The sequence below is a fragment of the Rhodoferax sediminis genome (genome assembly GCF_006970865.1).
Taxonomy (GTDB): domain Bacteria; phylum Pseudomonadota; class Gammaproteobacteria; order Burkholderiales; family Burkholderiaceae_C; genus Rhodoferax_A; species Rhodoferax_A sediminis.
Window position 1 is genome coordinate 1,284,997 of record NZ_CP035503.1, and the last position, 21,587, is coordinate 1,306,583.

21 protein-coding genes are annotated in these 21,587 nt (G+C 64.3%); 17 read left to right on the plus strand and 4 right to left on the minus strand.

Going from position 1 to position 21,587, the window contains the following annotated elements:
- Positions 1–45: 45 nt before the first annotated feature.
- The 5 genes from EUB48_RS06180 to hemW are packed head-to-tail and all read left to right on the plus strand — an operon-like array spanning position 46 to position 4,591.
- A complete protein-coding gene (locus EUB48_RS06180; protein ID WP_142818079.1) occupies positions 46–1,053 on the plus strand; it encodes a serine/threonine protein kinase in 1,008 nt (335 codons plus the stop codon).
- Complete coding sequence (locus tag EUB48_RS06185; protein ID WP_142818080.1) at positions 1,050–1,952, plus strand: PP2C family protein-serine/threonine phosphatase; 903 nt, start codon at positions 1,050–1,052, stop codon at positions 1,950–1,952. Before EUB48_RS06180 ends, EUB48_RS06185 begins: the two co-directional genes overlap by 4 nt.
- A gap of 53 nt (positions 1,953–2,005) precedes the next feature.
- Positions 2,006–2,737, plus strand: coding sequence for a ribonuclease PH (gene rph, locus EUB48_RS06190; protein WP_142818081.1), 732 nt, complete (start codon positions 2,006–2,008; stop codon positions 2,735–2,737).
- Between the two features lie 39 nt (positions 2,738–2,776).
- A complete protein-coding gene (gene rdgB / locus EUB48_RS06195) occupies positions 2,777–3,385 on the plus strand; it encodes an RdgB/HAM1 family non-canonical purine NTP pyrophosphatase (protein ID WP_142818082.1) in 609 nt (202 codons plus the stop codon).
- Between the two features lie 18 nt (positions 3,386–3,403).
- Positions 3,404–4,591 (plus strand): radical SAM family heme chaperone HemW, encoded by a 1,188-nt coding sequence (gene hemW, locus EUB48_RS06200; RefSeq protein ID WP_142818083.1) that lies wholly within the window; start codon positions 3,404–3,406, stop codon positions 4,589–4,591.
- A 55-nt stretch (positions 4,592–4,646) separates the two neighbouring features.
- On the opposite strand, the gene argF is transcribed toward hemW, so the two are convergent.
- Positions 4,647–5,564, minus strand: a complete 918-nt coding sequence (gene argF, locus EUB48_RS06205; RefSeq protein ID WP_142818084.1) for an ornithine carbamoyltransferase — start codon at positions 5,562–5,564, stop codon at positions 4,647–4,649.
- Entirely contained in the window at positions 5,561–6,787 is a 1,227-nt protein-coding gene (locus EUB48_RS06210; protein ID WP_142818085.1) for an aspartate aminotransferase family protein, read from the minus strand. Before EUB48_RS06210 ends, argF begins: the two co-directional genes overlap by 4 nt.
- Positions 6,788–7,007: 220 nt before the next feature.
- Between EUB48_RS06210 and EUB48_RS06215 the strand changes: the two genes are divergently transcribed.
- On the plus strand, positions 7,008–7,325 hold the full coding sequence (locus EUB48_RS06215) for a DUF3579 domain-containing protein (RefSeq protein ID WP_142821120.1): 318 nt from the start codon (positions 7,008–7,010) through the stop codon (positions 7,323–7,325).
- A gap of 103 nt (positions 7,326–7,428) precedes the next feature.
- Here EUB48_RS06215 and rpsT read toward each other — a convergent pair whose 3' ends face one another.
- Positions 7,429–7,728, minus strand: coding sequence for a 30S ribosomal protein S20 (gene rpsT / locus EUB48_RS06220; RefSeq protein ID WP_077560454.1), 300 nt, complete (start codon positions 7,726–7,728; stop codon positions 7,429–7,431).
- A gap of 116 nt (positions 7,729–7,844) precedes the next feature.
- Here rpsT and murJ point away from each other — a divergent pair, with 116 nt between their 5' ends.
- The 7 genes from murJ (at position 7,845) to EUB48_RS06255 (ending at position 16,302) form a co-directional block, all read left to right on the plus strand.
- Positions 7,845–9,404 carry a murein biosynthesis integral membrane protein MurJ gene (murJ, locus tag EUB48_RS06225; RefSeq protein ID WP_142818086.1) on the plus strand — a complete coding sequence of 520 codons (1,560 nt, stop codon included), beginning with the start codon at positions 7,845–7,847 and terminating at the stop codon, positions 9,402–9,404.
- Between the two features lie 152 nt (positions 9,405–9,556).
- Positions 9,557–10,567, plus strand: coding sequence for a thiamine pyrophosphate-dependent dehydrogenase E1 component subunit alpha (locus EUB48_RS06230; protein WP_244618346.1), 1,011 nt, complete (start codon positions 9,557–9,559; stop codon positions 10,565–10,567).
- Positions 10,564–11,532, plus strand: a complete 969-nt coding sequence (locus tag EUB48_RS06235) for an alpha-ketoacid dehydrogenase subunit beta (protein WP_420821434.1) — start codon at positions 10,564–10,566, stop codon at positions 11,530–11,532. The genes EUB48_RS06230 and EUB48_RS06235 overlap by 4 nt, the downstream gene beginning before the upstream one ends.
- A gap of 12 nt (positions 11,533–11,544) precedes the next feature.
- Positions 11,545–12,291: an SDR family NAD(P)-dependent oxidoreductase gene (locus EUB48_RS06240; protein WP_142818088.1), complete on the plus strand. Its 747-nt coding sequence runs from the start codon at positions 11,545–11,547 to the stop codon at positions 12,289–12,291.
- A gap of 50 nt (positions 12,292–12,341) precedes the next feature.
- The gene (locus tag EUB48_RS06245) at positions 12,342–13,379 is read left to right on the plus strand and encodes a TRAP transporter substrate-binding protein (protein ID WP_420821435.1); all 1,038 of its coding nucleotides are present in this window, start codon (positions 12,342–12,344) and stop codon (positions 13,377–13,379) included.
- 69 nt (positions 13,380–13,448) lie between these two features.
- Positions 13,449–15,308 (plus strand): TRAP transporter large permease, encoded by a 1,860-nt coding sequence (locus EUB48_RS06250; RefSeq protein WP_142818090.1) that lies wholly within the window; start codon positions 13,449–13,451, stop codon positions 15,306–15,308.
- A 127-nt stretch (positions 15,309–15,435) separates the two neighbouring features.
- A complete protein-coding gene (locus EUB48_RS06255) occupies positions 15,436–16,302 on the plus strand; it encodes a SirB1 family protein (RefSeq protein ID WP_142818091.1) in 867 nt (288 codons plus the stop codon).
- 21 nt (positions 16,303–16,323) lie between these two features.
- Here the strand turns inward: EUB48_RS06255 and purM are convergent, their stop codons facing one another.
- Positions 16,324–17,379, minus strand: coding sequence for a phosphoribosylformylglycinamidine cyclo-ligase (purM, locus tag EUB48_RS06260; protein WP_142818092.1), 1,056 nt, complete (start codon positions 17,377–17,379; stop codon positions 16,324–16,326).
- Positions 17,380–17,495: 116 nt separating this feature from the next.
- Here purM and EUB48_RS06265 point away from each other — a divergent pair, with 116 nt between their 5' ends.
- Genes EUB48_RS06265 through pcnB form a run of 4 tightly spaced genes read left to right on the plus strand, consistent with a single transcriptional unit; the run spans position 17,496 to position 21,585 of the window.
- Positions 17,496–18,566 (plus strand): AI-2E family transporter, encoded by a 1,071-nt coding sequence (locus EUB48_RS06265; protein ID WP_142818093.1) that lies wholly within the window; start codon positions 17,496–17,498, stop codon positions 18,564–18,566.
- 19 nt (positions 18,567–18,585) lie between these two features.
- Positions 18,586–19,281 (plus strand): DnaA regulatory inactivator Hda, encoded by a 696-nt coding sequence (hda, locus tag EUB48_RS06270; protein WP_142818094.1) that lies wholly within the window; start codon positions 18,586–18,588, stop codon positions 19,279–19,281.
- Between the two features lie 25 nt (positions 19,282–19,306).
- Positions 19,307–19,978, plus strand: a complete 672-nt coding sequence (locus EUB48_RS06275) for a histidinol-phosphatase (RefSeq protein ID WP_142818095.1) — start codon at positions 19,307–19,309, stop codon at positions 19,976–19,978.
- Positions 19,975–21,585: a polynucleotide adenylyltransferase PcnB gene (gene pcnB, locus EUB48_RS06280; RefSeq protein ID WP_142818096.1), complete on the plus strand. Its 1,611-nt coding sequence runs from the start codon at positions 19,975–19,977 to the stop codon at positions 21,583–21,585. The genes EUB48_RS06275 and pcnB overlap by 4 nt, the downstream gene beginning before the upstream one ends.
- Positions 21,586–21,587 lie beyond the last annotated feature (2 nt).

Here is a 21,587-nt window from a genome sequence, read left to right on the forward strand (position 1 = left end):
ACCGGATTCCCATGCAGCCTGTCACAGGCCAACCCGCCCCGAATTATGTCAAAGGTCAAACCAGCTCCGTTGCCGCCCGATACCATGATTGGCGGCTACCGCGTGGTGCGCAAGGTCTCGGCCGGTGGCTTTGGCCTGGTTTACCTGGCCGTTGACAACGAAGGCCAGCAGGTCGCCGTCAAGGAATACCTGCCGTCTTCGCTCGCCACCCGCGGCCCCGGCGAATTGCTGCCGCAGGTGCAGCCCGAAAAACTGTCGCTGTACCGGCTCGGCCTCAAGAGTTTTTTCGAAGAGGGGCGCGCCCTGGCGCAGATCTCCCACGCCTCCGTGGTGAGCGTGCTCAATTTCTTCCGGGAAAACGAGACGGTCTACATGGTGATGAACTACCTGGAGGGGGCGACCCTGCAGGACTTCATCATTGCCGCGCGCGAGCTCAAGAAGCAAAAGGTGTTCCGCGAATCCACCATCCGCTCGCTGTTCGACGAAATCCTGCGCGGCCTGCGCATCGTGCACCAGCACAAGATGCTGCACCTGGACATCAAGCCGGCCAATGTGTTCATTACCGATGACAACCGGGCCGTGATGATCGACTTCGGCGCCGCGCGCGAAGTGCTGTCCAAGGAAGGCAACTTCATCCGCCCGATGTACACCCCGGGTTTTGCCGCGCCCGAAATGTACCGCCGCGATTCCTCCATGGGGCCCTGGACCGACATCTACGCCATCGGCGCCTGCATTTACGCCTGCATGCAGGGCTACCCGCCCAATGATGCGCCGCAGCGGCTGGAAAAGGACCGGCTCGGGCTGGCGCTGTCGCGCCTGCGCGGCGTGTATTCGGACAACCTCATCGAGGTGGTGGAGTGGTGCATGTCGCTCGATCCGCTGTCGCGCCCACAGTCGGTTTTTGCCCTGCAAAAAGAGCTGAGCCGGGAGGGCGAGCGGCGCTATACCAAGCTGACGGTCGGGGAAAAAGTGCGGCTGCAGTTTGACAACGTGATCACGGACACCAAGAAGAACCTGCGCAATGTGACGATCTTTGGCGCCAAGACGAAATGAAGTTTTCGGTCTTTCAGGTCAGTCGCAGGGGCGGGCGCGAAAAAAACGAAGACCGCATGGGGTATTGCTACACCCGCGAGTCCGGTCTTTTTGTGCTGGCCGACGGCATGGGCGGCCATCCCGAGGGCGAGGTCGCTTCCCAGCTTGCGCTGCAGATCGTGTCGGCGCTGTACCAGAAGGAGGCACGCCCCATCGTCAAGGATGTGCCCGCGTTTCTGGCCTCGGCGTTGATGGCGGCACATCATCAAATCCTGCGCTACGCCAGTGAAAAAGGCATGCTCGACACACCGCGCACGACGTTGGTGGCGGCCATCGTGCAGGGCACCAGTGCTACCTGGATTCACTGCGGCGACTCGCGCCTGTACGTGGCGCGCGACGGCGAGTTGCTGACCCGCACGCGGGATCACTCCTATATCGAACATAAAAACGCGAGTGCGAGCAAACTCACCGCGATGAACCGGAACATCCTGTTCACCTGCCTCGGCTCCCCGACCAAACCGAGGTTCGACGTCACCGGGCCCATCACGCTGCAGCAGGGCGACAAGATCATGCTCTGCTCGGACGGCCTGTGGGGCACGCTCAGCGACGCTGAAATCGTGCGCCAGCTGAGCCAGCAGCCCGTGTCCGAGGCGGTGCCCGAACTGGTGGAGCGCGCCCTGCGCAGCGGCGGCGCCCGCAGCGACAATGTGACCGCGATCGCGCTGGAGTGGGAAACGCCGGATGTGTTCGAGTCCACGCGCGGCATTTCCACCGACAGCATCCACGACGGCGTGTTTGCCTCCACCATCCAGGCGGGTCTGCTCGACCTCGCGGCGGTAGATCTCGACGATGCCGCGATCGAGCGCTCCATTGCCGAGATCAACGAAGCCATCCGGCGCTCCGCGGCCCGCAAGACCTGAATCCTGCGGGTGGTGTTTTCCAGACTTTCGCCTTAACTTCTCCACACTGAACCATGAGTCAATTTCAACGAAGCGGCGCGCGCGCCGCAGACCAGCTGCGTCCCGTGCGCATCACGCGCAACTACACGATTCATGCCGAGGGCTCGGTGCTGATCGAGTTCGGCAATACCAAAGTCTTGTGCACCGCTTCGGTCGAGGAAAAAGTGCCGGGCCACAAAAAGGGCAGCGGCGAAGGCTGGGTCACGGCCGAGTACGGCATGCTGCCGCGCGCCACCCACACGCGCAGCGACCGCGAGGCGGCGCGCGGCAAGCAGAGCGGGCGCACGCAGGAAATCCAGCGCCTGATCGGGCGCTCGATGCGCGCGGTGTTCGACTTGAAAAAACTCGGCGAGCGCACGATCTACCTGGATTGCGACGTGCTGCAGGCCGACGGCGGCACGCGCACGGCGGCAATCACCGGCGCCTTCGTGGCCGCACAGGATGCCGTCAATCAACTGATGGCGCAAGGCAAACTCAGCGCCTCGCCGATCCTGGACCATGTGGCCGCCATCTCGGTCGGCATCGTGCAGGGCACGCCGCTGCTGGATCTGGAGTACACCGAGGATTCCGCCTGCGACACCGACATGAATGTGGTGATGACCGGCGCCGGGCATTATGTGGAAGTGCAGGGCACGGCCGAGGGCGCCGCCTTCTCGCGCCAGGAAATGGATGCGCTGCTCGCGCTGGCCGACAAGGGCATCCACGATCTGGTGCTGATGCAAAAGCAGGCACTATCAGAAGAGTAGCTGACGGCCCTTGTTCCATAAGGGCTACGGCCTGATTTCATGAAAATTGTTCTCGCATCCAACAACCCGGGCAAGCTGGCCGAATTGCAGGCCATGCTGGCGCCCCTCGGGATGGCGTTGATCCGCCAGGCCGAGCTGGGCATTGCCGAGGCCGAGGAGCCGTTTCGCACCTTCGTGGAGAACGCGCTTGCCAAGGCCCGCCACGCCGCGCAGCACAGCGGACTGCCCGCGCTGGCCGACGACGCGGGCCTGTGCGTCGATGCCTTTGGCGGCCTGCCCGGCGTGGACACCGCGTTTTACGCGACGCAGTTTGGCTATGCCAAGGGCGACGGCAACAATGTGCGCGCCTTGCTGGAGCAAATGAAGGATCTGGACAACCGCCGCGCGGCGCTGGTCAGCACGCTGGTGGCCGTGCGCTCGCCGCAGGACCCGGAGCCGCTGATCGCGGTCGGGCGCGTGGTCGGCGAGATCGCGCGCGAACCGGTGGGCAGCAACGGCTTCGGGTTCGACCCCGTGATGTTCATTCCGGCATTCGGCAAGACGTTTGCGCAACTGCCCGTCGAGGTCAAGAATGCCCACAGCCATCGCGGGCAGGCGGCGCGCGACATGCTGCGCCTGATGCGCGAACGCTGGTTGCCGACATCATGAGCCGTCAGGATTGATCGGATGAAGGACATTCAGCATTACATGCGGCCCGGTACCTTGCAACTGTTCACATTGCCGCCGCTGGCACTGTACGTGCACCTGCCCTGGTGCATCCGCAAGTGCCCGTATTGCGATTTCAATTCGCACGAAATGAAGCCGGGCGAGATGCCCGAGCAGCGCTACCTCGATGCGCTGGTGGCCGATCTGGAGGCCGCGCTGCCGCTGATCTGGGGCCGCACGATTCACAGTGTGTTCATCGGCGGCGGCACGCCGAGCCTGTTCTCGCCGCGGGCGATCGACCGGCTGCTGGGCGACATCCGGGCGCGACTGCGGCTGGAGGCCAACTGCGAGATCACGCTGGAGGCCAATCCGGGCACCTTCGAGAAGGACCGCTTCAAGGCGTTTCGCGGCGCGGGCGTCACGCGTCTGTCGGTGGGCGTGCAGAGCTTCAACGATGCGCATCTGAAGGCGCTGGGCCGGGTGCACGATCGGGCCCAGGCGCTCGCCGCCGTCGAAGAGGCAGCGGCCTCGTTCGACACCTTCAACCTCGACATCATGTATGCGCTGCCCGGCCAGACGCTACAAGATGTAGAGCAGGATATCCAGACTGCGCTTGGGCTGGAACCTCCTCACATCTCGATCTACCACCTGACGATCGAACCCAACACCTATTTCGCCAAATTCCCGCCGGTCGTGCCAGAGGATGATCTGGCCTACGCCATGCTGGACCGCATCACGGAGCTGACCACCGCGGCCGGGCTTGAGCGCTACGAGGTCTCGGCCTACGCTCGTCCTGGCCACCGCTGCGCGCACAACCTGAACTATTGGCAGTTTGGCGACTATCTGGGCATTGGCGCGGGCGCCCACAGCAAGCTGAGTTTTGCGCACCGCATCGTGCGCCAGGTACGCTTTCGCGAGCCCAGGTTGTACATGGATAACGCGCTGGTCGGGCAGGCCGTGGCGCAGGACGAGGAGGTCGGCCGCGCCGAGCTGCCGTTCGAGTTCATGCTGAATGCGCTGCGTCTGAAGGACGGGTTCGAGCTCTCCCGGTTTTCCGAGCGCACCGGCCTGGCGCTTACCGCCATCAAGCAAGGACTCGTCGAGGCAGAACAGAAGGGGCTGATCGAGCGCGACTTTGTCAGCGTCAAGCCGACCGTGCGCGGCTTCGATTTCTTGAGCGACCTGCAGGCGATGTTCCTGGCTGCATAGAAAAGCCCGGGCAGTCTCTGTCCAGGCTTTTATGGGGGGGCGCGGGAGGCGGCGCTCAAACTGGATCGACGCGTCCCAGCAGCAAATACTCCATCAGCGCCTTTTGCGCGTGCATGCGGTTCTCGGCCTCGTCCCACACGACCGACTGCGGGCCGTCGATCACGTCGGCCTCGACCTCTTCGCCGCGGTGCGCGGGCAGGCAGTGCATGAACAGCGCATCGGGCTTGGCGGCACGCATCATGTCAAGGTCCACGCACCAGTCGTTGAAGGCCCTTTTGCGTGCCTCGTTCTCGGCCTCGAAGCCCATGCTGGTCCAGACGTCGGTGGTGACCAGGTCGGCCCCGGCGCAGGCGTCCATCGGGTTCTGGAAGACCTTGTAGCTGTCGGTGGAGCGCAGGCCGGCCACCGACTGATCCACCTCGTAGCCGCTGGGTGTGCTCACATGCACGGTGAAGCCCAGGATCTCGGCCGCCTGCAGCCAGGTGTTGGCCATGTTGTTACCGTCGCCGACCCAGGCCACCGTCTTGCCTTTGATGGAGCCCCGGTGCTCGATGTACGTGAAGATGTCGGCCAGGATCTGGCAGGGGTGGAACTCGTTGGTCAGGCCGTTGATGACGGGCACGCGCGAGTGCGCGGCAAAGCGCTCGATCTTGGTCTGCTCATAGGTGCGGATCATCACCAGGTCCACCATGCGGCTGATCACCTTGGCGCTGTCTTCGATCGGCTCGGCGCGGCCCAGCTGGCTGCCTTCGGTGGTGAGGTTGACCACTGTGCCGCCCAGTTGGTACATGCCGGCCTCGAAGCTCACGCGGGTGCGGGTCGAGGCCTTCTCGAAAATCATGACCAGCGTGCGGTCAATCAGCGGCTGGTGCTTTTCGTAGGCCTTGAATTTTTTCTTGATCAGGGCTGCGCGTTCAAACAGGTAGGCGTAGTCGCCCGCGCCGAGGTCGGAAAATTGCAGGTAGTGCTTCATGGCGTCTCCGCCAGCAGTTGCTTGATGAGCGGGCACAGGATGGCCACCACTTCGTCCGCCTCCGCCGGGGTCATGATCAAGGGCGGCACCAGGCGGATCACGCTGTCGGCCGTGACGCTGATCAACAGCCCCTTGTCGGCGCAGCGCTTGACCAGCTCGCCACAGGGCCTGGCCAGCTCGATGCCGAGCATCAGTCCCATGCCGCGGATTTCCTTGACGCCCGCCGGATCTTTCAGCTCGGCGGCCAGCTCGCGGGTCAGCGCGGCTCGCAGGTGGGCGCCGACCTTGACAGCGTTTTGCAGCAGGCCGTCTTCTTCCATGATGCGGATGGTCTCCACCCCGGCGCGCATCGCCAGCGGGTTGCCGCCGAAGGTGGTGCCATGGTTGCCCGGCTGGAAAATGTTGGCGGCTTTCGGGCCGGCCACCACCGCGCCGATCGGCACGCCCGAGCCCAGGCCCTTGGCCAGCGGCATCACGTCGGGCTTGATGCCGGCCCACTGGTGCGCGAACCACTTGCCGGTGCGGCCCATGCCGCACTGCACCTCGTCGATCATCAGCAGCCAGTCGCGTTCGTCGCACAGCTGGCGCACCTGCTGCAGGTACTCGATGCGCATCGGGTTGATGCCGCCTTCGCCCTGGATGGTCTCAAAGAACACCGCCACCACGTTCGGGTTGCCGGCGGTGGCGGCCTTGAGCGCCTCGATGTCGTTCAGCGGCACGCGAATGAAGCCTTCCACCAGCGGGCCGAAGCCCTTTTGCACTTTCTCGTTGCCGGTGGCCGACAGCGTCGCGATGCTGCGGCCATGGAAGGCGTGCTCGTAGACCACGATCTCGGGCCGCTCGATGCCCTTGTCGTGGCCAAACTTGCGCGCCAGCTTGAGCGCCGCCTCGTTCGCCTCGAGACCGGTGGAGCAGAAAAACACATTGGTCAGGCCCGACAGCTCCACCAGCTTCGCCGCCAGCTTTTCCTGGTTGGGCACATGGTAGTAGTTGGAGCTGTGGATGATCTTGCTGATCTGGTCCTGCAGCGCGGGCACCAGCCGGGGGTGGTTGTGGCCCAGCGTGTTGACCGCAATGCCGCCCAGCGCATCGAGGTAGGGCTTGCCGTTGATGTCCCAGACGCGGCAACCGTGCCCATGCGACAGCGCAATCGGCACCCGGGCGTAGGTGTTCATGGTGTGCGGGGAGGCGGCTTCGAGAAACGGGGGCACGGCAGCGTTCATGTGATTCACTCCAGAGGGATTCCAAAACAGAACGGCCCAACGAGGAGTTGAGCCGTTGAAGCACGATTTTAGGCGCAGAGACTATTTTGTTTTTTGACCATTGCGCATCACTGTGATGCGGCGGGCGGCCTCGGTTCAAGTCTTATATAAGATACAATAATTGTGCAGTGCAGCAAGGAGTGATCCTCCGGAAATGCCGCTGTTCAACAGCCTTTGTCCGATGGCCACCAGTCCCACCAAAGAAGTCTTTATCCAGGGTATCACTCGCGATGGCAAGACCTTTCGTCCCAGCGACTGGGCCGAGCGGCTGGCCGGCGTCATGAGTCCGTTTCGCCCTGGCGGGGCCAAGGCGGGCAGTCACCTCAGCTACTCGCCCTGGTGCTTTCCGACGACGCTGGGCGGTGTGAAGTGCGTGGTCGTGAACCGCGCCTTGCGCGACTACGATGTGATGGCCTGGGACTTCTGCCTGAACTTCGCCAGGGACAATGATTTGCAGACGATCGAGGCTTGTCTGCTGCCCGATCCGTCCAAAGCCTGAGCCCAAAAACAGGAAAGCCGTCTCTCGACGGCTTTCCTGCTCTTTGCTGGCAGCGCACCCCACAAAACGGCGGACTGAAATCAGTCCGGGCGGTTTGCCTTGTTCAGGCGGCGGTGGCCAGGGCTTTCACCTTGGTGCTCAGGCGGCTCTTGTCGCGAGCGGCCTTGTTCTTGTGGAAGATGCCCTTGTCGGCCACGGTGTCCACCACGGCCTGCATCTTGCCAAACAGCTCGGTGGCCTTGGCTTTGTCCCCGGCAAGAACGGCTTTTTCGACGTTTTTCACCGCGGTGCGGTATTTGGAACGCAGCGAGGTGTTCGCGGCGTTGATCTTGACGTCCTGGCGGACGCGTTTGCGGCCCGACGCGAGGCGCGGGTTCTTCTTTTTGGGTTTGGCTGAGGCCATGAGTCAGTTCCTTGTGTGTTAGAGGATGTTGCCAGCAAAGCCCTCAATTGTAGCAGTGCCGACGATTTTGGCTCCCGGGCGCCGGTTGGCCGCGGCGCCCCAGCTACACTCGCCCGGTGTCTTTGCTCAAGTCTGCTTCCACTGTCTCCCTGCTGACCCTGGCTTCGCGCGTGACCGGCCTGGTGCGCGATGTGCTGTTTGCATCGGTGTACGGGGTCAGTCCGATGACGGACGCGTTCTATGTGGCCTTTCGCATTCCCAACCTGTTTCGCCGGGTTTTTGGCGAGGGGGCGTTCAGCCAGGCCTTTGTGCCGGTGCTGTCGGCCTGCAAGGCCGAGCATGGCGATGCCGGCGCGCATGCGCTGATCGATCATGTCGCCACGCTCCTGACATGGGTGCTGCTGCTGGTGTGTGCGGCCGGCGTGGCGGGTGCGCCCGTGCTGGTCTGGGCCCTGGCCAGTGGCTTTGAGCAGCAAGGGTTCGACGCAACGGTGGTCATGACGCGCTGGATGTTCCCTTACATCGGCTTCATGTCCCTCGTGGCGCTGGCGGGTGGCATCCTGAACACCTGGCGCAAGTTTGCAGTGCCGGCGGTGTCGCCGGTGTTGCTGAACGTGGCCCTGATCCTGGCCATCGTAGTGGCCAGCCCGCTGTTCAAGCGCCATGGCATAGAGCCGATCTATTCCCAATGCGTGGGCGTGATACTGGGCGGTGTCCTGCAGCTGGGGGTGCAATGGGTCGCACTCAAGCGCCTGGGCATGCTGCCCCGCCTAGGGCGCAGCGTGGCGGCCATGAAGGCCGCCTGGGCCGACCCCGGCACCCGCAAGGTCCTGCGCCTGATGGGTCCGGCGCTGCTGGGCGTGAGCGTGGCGCAGATATCGCTGCTGATCAACACCCAGATCGCCTCGCACCTGGCACCTGGCAGCGTGACCTGGATCACCAATGCCGACCGGCTCATGGAGTTTCCCACGGCCATGCTGGGCGTCGCGCTGGGCGTGGTGCTGATGCCGCAACTGGCGGCGGCCCGGGCCAGCCGCAACGACCTTGAGTATTCGGCCATGCTGGACTGGGGCCTGCGCCTGGTGGTTCTGCTGTCGGTTCCCTGCGCCGTCGGCTTGCTGCTGTTTGCCAAGCCGCTGGTGGCGACGCTGTTTGACTACCGGGCCTTCACCGCACTGGACGTCGGGCGCACCGCTGCCGCCCTGATGAATTACGGCGTGGGACTGCTCGGCATTGTGGCCATCAAGATACTCGCGCCCGGCTTCTATGCGCGCCAGGACACCGCCACGCCCATGCGCATTGCGGCGTGCGTGCTGGTGTTCGTCCAGGTGCTCAATTATTTCCTGGTGCCGTCGCTGCAGCATGCGGCGCTGACGCTGTCGATCAGCATCGGCGCGCTGGTCAATGCGCTGTGGCTGCTGGCGGTCCTGGTGCGGCGCGGCAGCTACCGGCCGTTGCCGGGCTGGGGCATGTATTTGATGCAGGTGATTGCGGCCAGCGCCTTGCTCGCCGTGTTCTTGATGTGGGGCGCCAGCGCTTTCGACTGGACCGGGTTGCGTGCCGAAAAATTCAAGAGAATTTGGCTGCTAGCCCTTATGTTGTCTTCCTCTAGTGCTATTTATTTTGTAGCTCTGTGGGGCGCCGGCTTGAGAGTCCGCAAACTCCTGCGGCATTGAGGGGCGAATGCCGCAGGGCCGCGGGTTATCACGAACAAGACGTGAATGGATTTTCGGGGAAAATAAAATCAATGTAACAACGGCTGCGCTGACCCCTTGTGCAATCGGTCTGCCAGCCTTGCCTCGTTGGCATTCACAGGCGAAGAATAACCATGACTGATGAACGGTTGCTGGACTTGTACCGGCTGATGCGGCGTATCCGCGCCTTTGAAGATGCCGCCGAAATTGCCAGCCAGGGCGGGGTCGCCGCTTGGGGTCTGGCCGCCTCCTCCAAGCCCGCGCTGGTGCGCGGCCCCCTGCATTTGTCCACGGGCCAGGAAGCGGTAGCGGCAGGGGTTTGCATCAGCCTGCAAAAAGAAGACCTGCTGACCTCCACGCACCGTGGCCATGGCCACACGCTGGCCAAGGGCGCGAATAGCAGCCGCATGATGTGCGAGTTGTTCGGCCGCGCCACGGGCTACAACAAGGGCAAGGGCGGCTCCATGCACATCGCCGATTTTTCGGTGGGCATGCTGGGCGCGAACGGCGTGGTGGCGGCCGGCATCCCGATCGCCACGGGCGCGGCGCATGCGCTCAAGATTCGCAGGCAGCCCCACATCGTGGCCTGCTTTTTTGGCGACGGCGCCGCCAACCGCGGGCCGTTTCTGGAGGGGCTGAACTGGGCGCAGGTCTACCGGTTGCCCGTGTTGTTCGTCTGTGAAGACAACCGCATTTCCGCCACCACGCCCACGGACACCATGACGGCAGGCGAGGGCGTGTCGGCGCGTGCCAGGGCGCTGGCGATTCCATCGCTCAAGGTGGATGGCAATGACGTGGAAGCCGTGGACCAGGCCGCCGCGCGGTTGATCGCGGAAGTCCGCGGCGGTGGCGGCCCGCGCTTTTTGCACGCGGTGACCTATCGTTTCAAAGGGCATGTCTCGGTCGATCCCGGCACCTACCGGAACCCCGAAGAAGTCGCGGCGGCCAAGCTCGCCGGCCCGCTGCGGCTCGCTGCCGGCAAGCTGATCGCGCGCGGCGTGAGCCAGGCGGTGATCGAGCGGATCGACAGTGAGGCCCAGGCCGAAATCGAACACGCGCTGCAGGTCGCCGAGGCGGCGCCCTGGCCCGAGGCCAGCGCGGCCTACGAGGACATCCTCAATACCGGCGCGGGGATATGGCAATGAGCGAAAAAATGACCTATGCCCAGGCCGCGTGCCTTGCGCTGCAGGAGGCGATGCGCGCCGACCCCCGTGTCGTGGCGCTGGGCGAAGACCTGGGGCGCGGCGGCGTGTTCGGCCAGTACCGCGGCCTGCCGCAGGAGTTCGGCCCCGAGCGCATCATCGACACGCCGATTTCGGAAGCCAACATCATGGGTGCGGCGGTGGGCATGGCACTGGCCGGTTTGCGCCCGGTGGTGGAGATGCGCGTGATCGATTTCGCGCTCTGTGCGATGGACGAGATCGTCAACCAGGCCGCCAAGAACCGCTACATGTTTGGCGGGCAGGGACGTGTGCCGCTGGTCGCGCGCATGCCGATCGGCATCTGGTCGGCCTCGGCTGCGCAGCATTCGCAGTCGCTGGAGGCGTGGTTCACGCACATGCCCGGCCTGGTCGTGGTGACGCCCGCGACGCCGCAGGACAACTACGGTTTGCTCAAGGCCTCGCTGGCCTCGGGCGACCCCGTGATCTATATGGAGCACAAGGAGTTGTGGGGACTGGAGGGCGAGGTGACTGCTGGCAAGGAGGTTCCGCTGGGGCAGGCCAGGCGTCTGGCCCAGGGCCACGACCTGACCATTGTGACCTGGTCGCGCGGCGTCGGCGTCACCCTGCAGGCGCTGGCGTTGCCGGCGCTGGCAGGCATCCGTGCGGACGTCATCGACCTGCGCACCTTGTGGCCCTGGGACAAGGATGCGGTGTACCAATCGGTCGCCAAGACCGGGCGTTTGCTGGTGGTGCACGAGGCGGTCCAGGCATCGGGTTTTGGGGCCGAAATTGCGGCGAGCGCGGCGCAGGAGACCGGCTGCCGGGTCCGCCGCCTGGGCGCGCCGCGCATTCCTGTGGGTTATGCCCAGGTGCTCGAAAACGAGGCGCGCCTGACCCCTGAAAAAATCGCCGGCGCCGTGCATGCGCTGCTGGCCCAACTTCACTGAAGGAGCACCCTCATGGCTGACAGGCGCAAGGCGATCGTCACGGGGGCGGCCAGTGGCATCGGCGCTGCGACGCTGCTGGAGCTGGCACGCACGGGTTACGACGTCGTGGGCTTGGACATCAACGTAGCCGGCGTGCTGCAGGTGGCGCAGCGCGCCGGCGTCCTCGGCGTGCGCAGTCTGGGGCTGGGGGTCGATGTCGCCGACGAGGCTGCCCTGGTGGCCGCGTTTGCCCGGGCCTGCGAATGGCTGGGCGGCCTCGATGCCCTCACGACCTGCGCCGGCGTGGCGGACACGACGCCATTCATGGACATCACGGTGGACACGTTTCGCGAGGTGTACGCCGTCAACGTCATTGGCACCTTTGTGTGTCTGCGCGAAGCGGCCCGCTACATGCAGCCCGGCGGGCGCATCTGCACCGTGGCCAGTGTGGCCGGGCTGCGCGGCGGCGGCCTCTCGGGCACCGCGGCTTACGCCGCCAGCAAGGGCGGTGTGCTGGCCCTGACCAAGAACGCCGCGCGGGCGCTTGCCGACAAGGGAATCAGCGTGAACACCGTCGCGCCTGGTGCGACACTCACGCCGATGATCGAAGAGGCCTGGAAGAACGAGGCGCACCGCAAGCGTGTCGAGGGCATGGCGGTCCAAAACCGGACCGCGGCGCCCGAGGAAATCGCCAAGAGCATTGTCTTCCTGCTGTCGCCCGACGCCTCGATCGTGACCGGCGCGACACTGGTGGCCGATGGCGGTCTGGTCATGTACTAGACTGTTTGTTCACATAGTACTTTCATCAAAAATACACAGGAGACATGACCGTGACTGGATCATCCAACCCAACCATCACCATCCCGCGCCGTACCTTTATCCAGGGCGCCGCCGGCATCGGGGCGCTGGCCTGCATCGGGCAACCGGTCTTCGCGCAGACCGCCGAATTTACGCTGAAGTGGGCCAACAATATCCCGGCAACGCATCCATCGACCATTCGCATTCGCGAGGCGGCCGACGCGATCAAAAAAGAGACCAATGGCCGGGTCGATATTCAGGTGTTCCCCAACAACCAGCTGGGGGGCGACACCGACATGCTGTCGCAGGTGCGCTCGGGAGCCATCGATATCTTTCCTCTGTCCGGCCTGATTCTGCAGACGCTGGTGCCGGTGGCTGGCATCAATGGCCTGGCCTTCGCCTTCAAGGACTATCCAACGGTCTGGGCCGCCATGGACGGCGATCTGGGTACGTACATCCGTGGGGCCATCGACAAGGTCAATCTACACACCTTCGACAAGTGCCTGGACAATGGCTACCGCAACATCACCACATCGACCAAGCCGATCAACACGGCGGCCGACCTCAAGGGATTCAAGATCCGGGTGCCCGTGAGCCCCCTGTGGACGTCGATGTTCAAGGCCTTCGGCGCCGCGCCCACGGGCATCAACTTCAGCGAGGTGTACTCGGCGCTGCAGACCAAGGTCGTGGAAGGCCAGGAGAACCCGCTGGCCATCATTGAGATTGCCAAGCTCTATGAAGTGCAAAAATACTGCTCGATGACGCGCCACATGTGGGACGGCCAGTGGATTCTGGCCAACGGGAAACGCTGGAACTCGCTGCCCAGGGACATCCAGGCCGTGATCAACAAAAATGTCGCCCTGGCCGTGGAGAAGCAGCGCGACGACATCCGCCGGCTCGACAACAGCGTGGAGGCCCAGCTCAAGGCCAAGGGCATGATTTTCAACGACCCCGATCCCAAGTCATTCCGCGAGACCTTGTCCAAGGCCGGCTTCTATCAGGATTGGCGCAAGAAATTCGGTGATGAGGCGATGTCCAAACTGGAAAAATACTCCGGCAAGCTGGCCTGAACCGCCCGCGATGGTTCGCAGGCCCGCCCTGGCTTCCACGCCACGCGGGCCTGATTTTTTGGGCTCTCCATGAATACCTCCGACGACATCCTGACCCGCAGCACCCCGCGACCCCTGGCGTTTTTCGACAGGGCCATGGTTTTCGTGACGGAAGTCCCCGCGGCGATCCTCGTCGTCCTGGAAACCGTGATCCTGTTCGCCGGTGTGGTTTCGCGCTACATCTTCGATGCCCCTTTGACGTGGACGGACGAGCTGGCCTCCATCCTGTTCCTGTGGCTGGCGATGCTCGGCGCCGTGATTGCGCTGCGGCGCGGCGAACACATGCGCCTGGCCACGTTCCTGAACTGGATGTCGCCCGCGCGCCGGGCCTGGGTCGAAACGCTGGGCACCTGTACGGTCGTTTTGTTCGTGGCGATGCTGTTGTTGCCGTCCTACGATCATATTGTCGACCAATGGATCGTCACGACGCCCGCGCTGGAGTGGCACGACGGCGCTCGTGTGGCCGCCATTGGTGTCGGCGCCGTGCTCATGCTGGCCATTGCGCTGGCGCGCCTGCTGGAGCGCTCCAGCGCGGCGGAGGTGGTGAGCTGCGTCGTTCTGATCGCCGCCCTGGCGGGGGCGCTGTGGTTTCTGAAGCCTGTGCTCATGACCCTGGGCAACATCAATTTACTGATTTTTTTCGTGGGCCTGGTGGGCCTGTGCGTCGCGTTGGGCGTGCCCATCGCCTTTTCATTCGGTATCGCCACGATAGGCTACCTGGTGCTCACGACCACGGCGCCCCTCACCATCGTGGTGAACCGCATGGACGAGGGCATGTCGCACATCATTTTGCTGGCGGTGCCGCTGTTTGTGTTCCTGGGGGCACTGATCGAGATGACGGGCCTGGCCCGGGCCATGGTGGATTTTCTGGCCTCGCTGCTCGGTCATGTGCGCGGCGGCTTGCAGTATGTCCTGCTCGGCGCGATGTACCTGGTCTCGGGGATATCGGGCTCCAAGGCGGCCGATATGGCGGCCATCGCGCCGGCGCTGTTTCCCGAGATGAAAAGGCGCGGGGCGCAAGAAGGGGAACTGGTGGCGCTGCTGTCGGCCTCCGGCGCCATGAGCGAGACCATCCCGCCCAGCCTGGTCCTGATCACCATCGGCGCGGTGACGGGCGTATCCATCTCCGCGCTCTTCACCGGCGGCTTGCTGCCGGCCCTGGTCGGCATGCTGGCGCTGGGCATCCTGATCTACTTCCAGATGCGGCATGAAGACATGAGCGGCGTCCCGCGCGCCACGTGGGGCCAGATCGGCAAGCTGTTTCTGATCTCGCTGCCCGCGCTGGCGCTGCCGTTCGTGATCCGCACCGTGGTGGTCGAGGGGGTGGCCACTGCCACCGAGGTCTCCACCGTTGGCGTGGTCTACACCCTGCTGGCCGGCATCTTCATTTACCGCCAGTTCGACTGGGGACGCCTGTACCCGATCCTGGTGGGGACGGCGTCCCTGTCCGGAGCCATTTTGCTCATCATCGGTTGCGCCACCGCCATGGCCTGGGCGCTCACGCAGTCGGGCTTTTCGCGCTCGCTGGTCGAGTTGATGACCAACGTGCCGGGCGGCAAGACAGGCTTTCTGCTGATTTCGGCATTGATGTTCACGATTCTGGGCAGCGTGCTCGAAGGCATTCCGGCCATCGTGCTGTTCGGCCCCCTGCTGTTTCCGGTCGCACGCGCCGTGGGCGTGCACGAGGTCCACTACGCCATGGTGGCGGTCTTTGCCATGGGGCTGGGCCTCTTTGCGCCACCTTTTGGCGTGGGTTTCTATGCCGCCTGCGCGATCGGCAAGGTCGAGCCCGACAAGGCGTTTTCGCGCGTCTGGCCGTATCTGGGTGTGTTGTTCATCGCGCTGTTGATCATTGTTGCCATCCCGTGGCTATCGATCGGCTTTTTATAAGCCGATGGGTTGCAACGAAATGCAACGTTTTGGCTTTCTGCAGGTGCAATGCATGGCACCATCTTGACGCGAATCGGCGCCACCGTTACAACGATGATGCGTCGAACAATTTCACGAATACGGCATCATGAAAATCAGTCTGAGGGCGCCCACGCCGCTGGAATTCTTCACCGCCCTGGTGCAGTCTGACGAGCACTTTCCCCTGCTGGAGGCTGCTGCCAGCCTGGCGCAGGACGAATACCCCGAGCTTGATGTGCAGCAGGTGCTGGGCGAGGTGGACCAGTTGCTGGCCCGGCTCAAGCGCCGTATTCCGCCCGATGCCGCTCCGCTGCAATGCCTGCGGGTGTTGAACCAGTTTTTCTTTCGCGACCTCGGTTTTGGCGGCAACGTCAATGACTATTACGACCCCGACAACAGCTACCTGAATGCCGTGTTGCGCACTCGCCGCGGCATCCCGATCTCGCTCGCCGTGCTGTGGATGGAACTGGCCCACGGGCTGGGCCTGAGCGCGCGCGGCGTGGGCTTTCCGGGGCACTTTATGGTCAAGGTGAATCTGCCCAAGGGCCAGGTGGTGATCGACCCGTTCAGTGGCCAGTCGCTCAGTCGCGAAGAACTGTCGGAGCGGCTCGAGCCCTACCAGCGGCGCAGCGGGCTGGTGGAAGATTTCGAGGCGCCGATCGGCCTGTACCTGCAGGCCACACCGCCGCGCGACATCATTGCCCGCATGCTGCGCAACCTCAAGGAGATCCACAAGACCCAGCAGGACTGGCAGCGCTTGATCGCGGTACAGGACCGGCTGATCATCCTGCTGCCGCAGGCGTGGGGCGAGTACCGCGACCGGGGCCTGGCCCATGCGTCACTGGGCAACGCGGCGCAGGCGGTGCTCGATCTTGAAAATTACCTCGTGCACGCCGAGGAAGCGTTTGATATCGATGCCATGGCCGACCGCGTGGCCGAGCTTCGGCGCGCCAAAAACGGATCTGCGCCTGGCTAGCGGCCAGCCGCCGGCAAGGAGTTAGCTGACGACGACCGCGTCTGCTGCGCCGCGCGGCGCGATGGCGCCAATCTCGAACACCGTCTCCCCGGCGTCGCGCAGCGTCTGCGCCGTGGCTGCAGCGTGGGCGGCGTCAATCACCACCACCATGCCGATGCCGTTGTTGAACGTGCGGTTCATCTCGTGATCATCAATGCCCGCGGTTTTTTGCAGCCACGCAAACAGCTCGGTTTGCGGCCAGCTGCCCTGGCGCAGATGCGCCGCCATGCCTTCGGGCAGGACGCGCGGGATGTTCTCCAGCAGGCCGCCACCCGTGATATGCGCCAGGGCCTTGATCGGATGCGCCGCCAGCGCCGCCAGCACGCTCTTGACATAGAGCCGCGTCGGCGCCATTACGGCCTGCTTGAAGGGTTGGCCGTCCAGTGTGGCGGGGAGCTGGCCGCTAGCACGCTCAATGCATTTGCGCACCAGGCTGAAACCGTTGGAATGCACGCCGCTGGAGCCCAGACCCAGCACCACGTCGCCTGGCTGGATGTCCTGGCCGGTCAGGATTTTTGACTTTTCCACCGCGCCGACGGCAAAGCCGGCCAGGTCGTACTCGCCCGCGGGGTACATGCCGGGCATCTCGGCAGTTTCGCCGCCAATCAGCGCGCAGCCAGAGAGCTCGCAGCCACGCGCGATACCGCCGACCACGCTGGCCGCCGTGTCCACATCCAGCTTGCCGCAGGCAAAGTAGTCCAGAAAAAACAGTGGCTCGGCGCCCTGTACCAGCACGTCGTTGACGCTCATGGCCACCAGGTCGATGCCCACGGTGTCGTGCATGGCCCACTCGAACGCCAGCTTGAGCTTGGTGCCGACGCCGTCGGTGCCGGACACCAGCACCGGCTCCCTATAGCGCTTGGGCACCTCGAACAGCGCCCCAAAGCCGCCGATACCGGCCAGAACGCCTTCACGCAGGGTCTTTTTGGCCAGCGGTTTGATGCGCTCCACCAGCGCGTCGCCCGCGTCAATGTCGACGCCGGCGTCTTTGTATGAAAGGGGGGCTAAACCCGAAGAGGAGGGGGCAGATGAGCTCATTGAAGGTGGCCAGACGGGTTTGCGTGCATAGCCCTATAGAATTTGTCCTGATTTTAAGGGCTCACCCCGCGCGCCGATATTTCTGCGCGGGCCCACGTCTTTCAATAACCGCCCGCATGCAATTCACGTCTGTTCAAAAACGCGCCGCTGCCTGGATCGCCATCGCCATCCTGGTTTTGCTGGCGCTGTGGCAACTGGGTCCCGTGCTCACCCCCTTTGTGGTCGCGGCGGTACTGGCCTATGCGCTGACGCCCCTGGTGAACAGGCTGGACCGGCTCGGGCACGGGCGTATGCCGCGCGTCCTGGCGGTCCTGCTGGTGGAGCTGGTATTTATCGTGGCGCTGCTCGGCCTGTTGCTGCTGGTGGTGCCGATTCTGGCCAAGGAGTTGCCGCTGATGCGCGACCAGGTGCCGGTGCTGCTGGACCGGCTGAGCGGATGGATCGAGCCGCTGCTGGCCCAGTTCGGTGTCAAGGTCTCGCTGGATGTGGCCAGCATCAAGGGCCTGATGCTTCAGTACCTCAATGGCAATGTGGAGGAAACGCTCGGCTCGCTGCTCTCGTCGCTCAAGCTGGGCGGCAGCGTGGCGCTGGCGGTGGTGGGCAATGCAGTGCTGATTCCGGTGGCGCTGTTTTACCTGCTGATGGACTGGGACCGGTTTGTTGGCCGCATCGTGGAGCTGGTGCCGCCGCATCTGCGCGAGGCTTTCGACAGCTTCACGACCGAGTCGGATACCGTGCTGGGCCAGTACCTGCGCGGCCAGTTGCTGGTGATGCTGATGCTGGCCGTGTATTACAGCGTGGGCCTGTCCCTGTTCGGGCTGGATCTGGCCATGCCCATCGGTATCTTCACCGGGCTGGCGGTGTTCGTGCCCTACCTCGGCTTCGGCTTGGGGCTGGTACTCGCCACGCTGGCCGGACTGCTGCAATTCGCCTCGATCAAGGCCCTGGTGATGGTGGCCGCGGTGTATGGCCTGGGTCAACTGGTGGAGAGCTTCTTCCTGACGCCGCGGCTGGTCGGCGAGCGGATCGGCCTGCATCCGCTGGCAGTCATTTTTGCCCTGCTCGCGTTTGGCCAGCTGTTCGGTTTTGTCGGCGTGCTGGTGGCCTTGCCCGCCAGCGCGGTGCTGCTGGTCGGCGTCCGGCGTGTGCGTGCGAGCTACCTCGCGAGCAAGCTGTACCAGGGCTGAGGCCGGGTGGACATCACCGATGAAGCAGATCGCTCTTGATATCGGACTGGCCAGCGGCCCCACGTTCGCCAGCTTTTTTGTCGGCCCCAACGAGGCGGCGCTCAGGCACCTGCAACTGTGGGCCGGCAATCCGACGCGCTCGCCAGTTCCCACCTACCTGTGGGGCCCCAGCGGCAGCGGCAAGACGCATTTACTCAAAAGCGTGCGCGAGGCGCTGCGCGAACAGGGCGCCGGCGGCACCAGCGTGGGCTGGCTCGATGCGTCCGTGGCGGAACCACCCGAGTTCAATGAGAACTGGGTCGCCGTGCTGCTCGACGACGTGCATCTGTACACCGCGGTGCAGCAGCATGCGGCGTTCAACTGGTTCGTCAACGCCATGAGTTCGCGCGATGGCCATCCGCGCTGGGTACTGGCGGCGGGCGAGATGCCGCCCGCGGACTTGAAGCTGCGCGAGGACCTGCGCTCGCGCCTGGGGTGGGGCCATGTGTTCCAGTTGCAGGTGCTCAGCGAGCCCGAGCGGCGCGCCGTGCTGCGCCAGCAGGCCGATGCGCGCGGCGTGTTTCTGGGCGACGAGGTGATGGACTTCATGCTCACGCGTTTCAGCCGTGACCTGGGCAGCCTGGTGCAGTTGCTCGACCTGATCGACGGCTATTCGCTGCAGACCCAGCGGGCCGTCACCATTCCGCTGATCAAGTCGATGCTGGACAACGTGTGAGCCTGGATCAATACAATTGCAGCCTGTGAACCTCACCCTTTTCGATCTCGACCACACGCTGCTGCCGATTGACTCCGACTATGCGTGGGGGCAGTTCACCATCGAGATCGGCTGGACCGACCCGGTCGAATTTGCGCGCAAGAACGACGCGTTCTACGCCCAGTACCAGGCCGGCACGCTTGACGTGCACGACTATGTGCGCTTTGCCATCGATGCCGTGCGGCGCCAGGGTGCTACGAATTCAATAGCTGCTCACGCCCGCTTCATGCGGGATGTGGTGCAGAAGAACCTCAAGCCAGAGGCGCTTGCGCTGGTCGCGCAGCATCAGCGCGCGGGCGACGAAGTGCTGGTCGTCACCGCTACCAACGAGTTCGTGACGCGCCCCATTGCCGACGTCTTCGGCGTCAAGGAGTTGATTGCGGTGCAACTCGAGCGCGGGCCGGACGGCTGGTTCAACGGCGAGATCCGCGGCGTGCCCTCGTTTCGAGGCGGCAAGGTGACGCGCATGGAACAATGGCTGGCCGCACGCCAACTCGGCTGGGCCGACGTGGACAGCACTTTTTACTCCGATTCCATCAACGATCTGCCACTGCTGGAGAAGGTGCGCCACCCCATAGCGACCAATCCGGATGACCGCCTGCGTCCCCTCGCCAGCGAGCGCGGATGGCGCATACTGGACCTGTTTTCCAAATCATGATTAAAAAATTTATCGACAGACTGCTGGGCAAAGACCCGGCCAAATCCACCGCCGCCAAGGCCAAAAAGCCCGATTTCGGCAAACGCGTGGAAGTCAGCCAGGCGGTGCATGGCATCGACCCCAAGCTGGTGGATGAACGCGCGCTCAATGTCGTGAGCACCTTGCAGCAGGCGGGTTTCGAGGCCTATATCGTGGGTGGCGCCGTGCGCGATCTGCTGCTGGGCCTGCGCCCCAAGGACTTCGATGTGGCCACCAACGCCACGCCCGAACAGGTCAAGGGCCTGTTTCGCCGCGCCTTCATCATCGGGCGGCGTTTTCGCATCGTCCACGTGGTGTACGGGCGCGGGCGCGAGCATGAGGTGATCGAGGTTTCCACGTTCCGCGCCTACCTCGACAACGCCGCCGCCGAGCAGGTGGCCGGCAACGAAAAGACCAGCAGGAGCGAGCTCGCCGGCATGAAGCATGCCGTGGATTCGACCGGCCGCGTGCTGCGCGACAACGTATGGGGCCCGCAGGAAGAAGACGCGGTGCGGCGTGACTTCACCATCAACGCCATGTACTACGACCCGAGAAACCAGGTCGTGGTCGACTACCACGGCGGCATCAAGGACGCCAAGAAGCTGGTGCTGCGCATGATTGGCGACCCGGCCACGCGCTACCGCGAGGATCCGGTGCGCATCATCCGCGCGGTGCGCTTTGCAGCCAAGCTCGCGCCGCTGGGCTTCAAGCTCGATCCCAAAACGGCGCAGCCGCTGGTCAAATCCGAGGCCCTGCTGGCCGACGTGCCGCAGAGCCGCCTGTTCGACGAAATGCTCAAGCTGCTGCAGACCGGCCATGCGCTGGCCACGATCGAACAGCTCAAGCTGCTGGGCCTGGCGCATGGCATCTACCCGCTGCTCGACGTGGTGGTCGAACGTGCGGACCAGCCCTTTGTGAAGGCTGCGCTGCAGGACACTGACCGGCGCGTCGGCGAGGGCAAACCGGTGGCGCCCAGCTTCCTGCTCTCGTGCGTGTTGTGGGCCGATGTGCGCGATGGCTGGCGCCAGCGCACGGAAGGGCGCCAGCGGCAACCTTCCTTCCCGGCGCTGCAGGACGCGATCGACGACGTGTTCAACGCGCGCATCGGCGATGTGTCGGGCCGCGGCAAGCTGGCCGGCGACATGCGCGAGATATGGATGATGCAGCCGCGCTTCGAAAAGCGCACCGGCAGCACGCCCTACAGCCTGGTGGACCAGCCGCGCTTTCGCGCCGCGTTCGACTTCATGCGCCTGCGCGCCGATGTCGGCGAAATCGACGAGGCGCTGGCCGCGTGGTGGCAGGAGTTCAGCATGGCCAACGACGACGAGCGCGAAGGCCTGCTCGAGCAGGCCCGGCAGGAGCGGCAGCCCGTACGCCAGCGCGTACGGGTGGCCAAGCCTGCTTCCCCCGCGTCGTCCAGCGTGGCCGATGAGGCCCGCCCGCCTGCCCGCGCCGAGGCGGGCGACAATATTGGTGGTGATGATGCCGGCGATGCCGGCACGCCGGACGCCCCGAAAAAACGGCGCCGCCGGCGTCACTCGGGAGCTACAAAAAACGTAGCTACTCCCGCAGACGACACAAGGGCTTGAGG

Excerpts from the sequence above, each read along its gene's own strand:
- EUB48_RS06180 (WP_142818079.1), top strand. The coding sequence starts at position 46 with ATGTCAAAGGTCAAACCAGCTCCGTTGCCGCCCGATACCATGATTGGC.
- EUB48_RS06185 (WP_142818080.1), top strand. The coding sequence starts at position 1,050 with ATGAAGTTTTCGGTCTTTCAGGTCAGTCGCAGGGGCGGGCGCGAAAAA.
- rph (WP_142818081.1), top strand. The coding sequence starts at position 2,006 with ATGAGTCAATTTCAACGAAGCGGCGCGCGCGCCGCAGACCAGCTGCGT.
- rdgB (WP_142818082.1), top strand. The coding sequence starts at position 2,777 with ATGAAAATTGTTCTCGCATCCAACAACCCGGGCAAGCTGGCCGAATTG.
- hemW (WP_142818083.1), top strand. The coding sequence starts at position 3,404 with ATGAAGGACATTCAGCATTACATGCGGCCCGGTACCTTGCAACTGTTC.
- argF (WP_142818084.1), bottom strand. The coding sequence starts at position 5,564 with ATGAAGCACTACCTGCAATTTTCCGACCTCGGCGCGGGCGACTACGCC.
- EUB48_RS06210 (WP_142818085.1), bottom strand. The coding sequence starts at position 6,787 with ATGAACGCTGCCGTGCCCCCGTTTCTCGAAGCCGCCTCCCCGCACACC.
- EUB48_RS06215 (WP_142821120.1), top strand. The coding sequence starts at position 7,008 with ATGGCCACCAGTCCCACCAAAGAAGTCTTTATCCAGGGTATCACTCGC.
- rpsT (WP_077560454.1), bottom strand. The coding sequence starts at position 7,728 with ATGGCCTCAGCCAAACCCAAAAAGAAGAACCCGCGCCTCGCGTCGGGC.
- EUB48_RS06230 (WP_244618346.1), top strand. The coding sequence starts at position 9,557 with ATGACTGATGAACGGTTGCTGGACTTGTACCGGCTGATGCGGCGTATC.
- EUB48_RS06235 (WP_420821434.1), top strand. The coding sequence starts at position 10,564 with ATGAGCGAAAAAATGACCTATGCCCAGGCCGCGTGCCTTGCGCTGCAG.
- EUB48_RS06240 (WP_142818088.1), top strand. The coding sequence starts at position 11,545 with ATGGCTGACAGGCGCAAGGCGATCGTCACGGGGGCGGCCAGTGGCATC.
- EUB48_RS06250 (WP_142818090.1), top strand. The coding sequence starts at position 13,449 with ATGAATACCTCCGACGACATCCTGACCCGCAGCACCCCGCGACCCCTG.
- EUB48_RS06255 (WP_142818091.1), top strand. The coding sequence starts at position 15,436 with ATGAAAATCAGTCTGAGGGCGCCCACGCCGCTGGAATTCTTCACCGCC.
- purM (WP_142818092.1), bottom strand. The coding sequence starts at position 17,379 with ATGAGCTCATCTGCCCCCTCCTCTTCGGGTTTAGCCCCCCTTTCATAC.
- EUB48_RS06265 (WP_142818093.1), top strand. The coding sequence starts at position 17,496 with ATGCAATTCACGTCTGTTCAAAAACGCGCCGCTGCCTGGATCGCCATC.
- hda (WP_142818094.1), top strand. The coding sequence starts at position 18,586 with ATGAAGCAGATCGCTCTTGATATCGGACTGGCCAGCGGCCCCACGTTC.
- pcnB (WP_142818096.1), top strand. The coding sequence starts at position 19,975 with ATGATTAAAAAATTTATCGACAGACTGCTGGGCAAAGACCCGGCCAAA.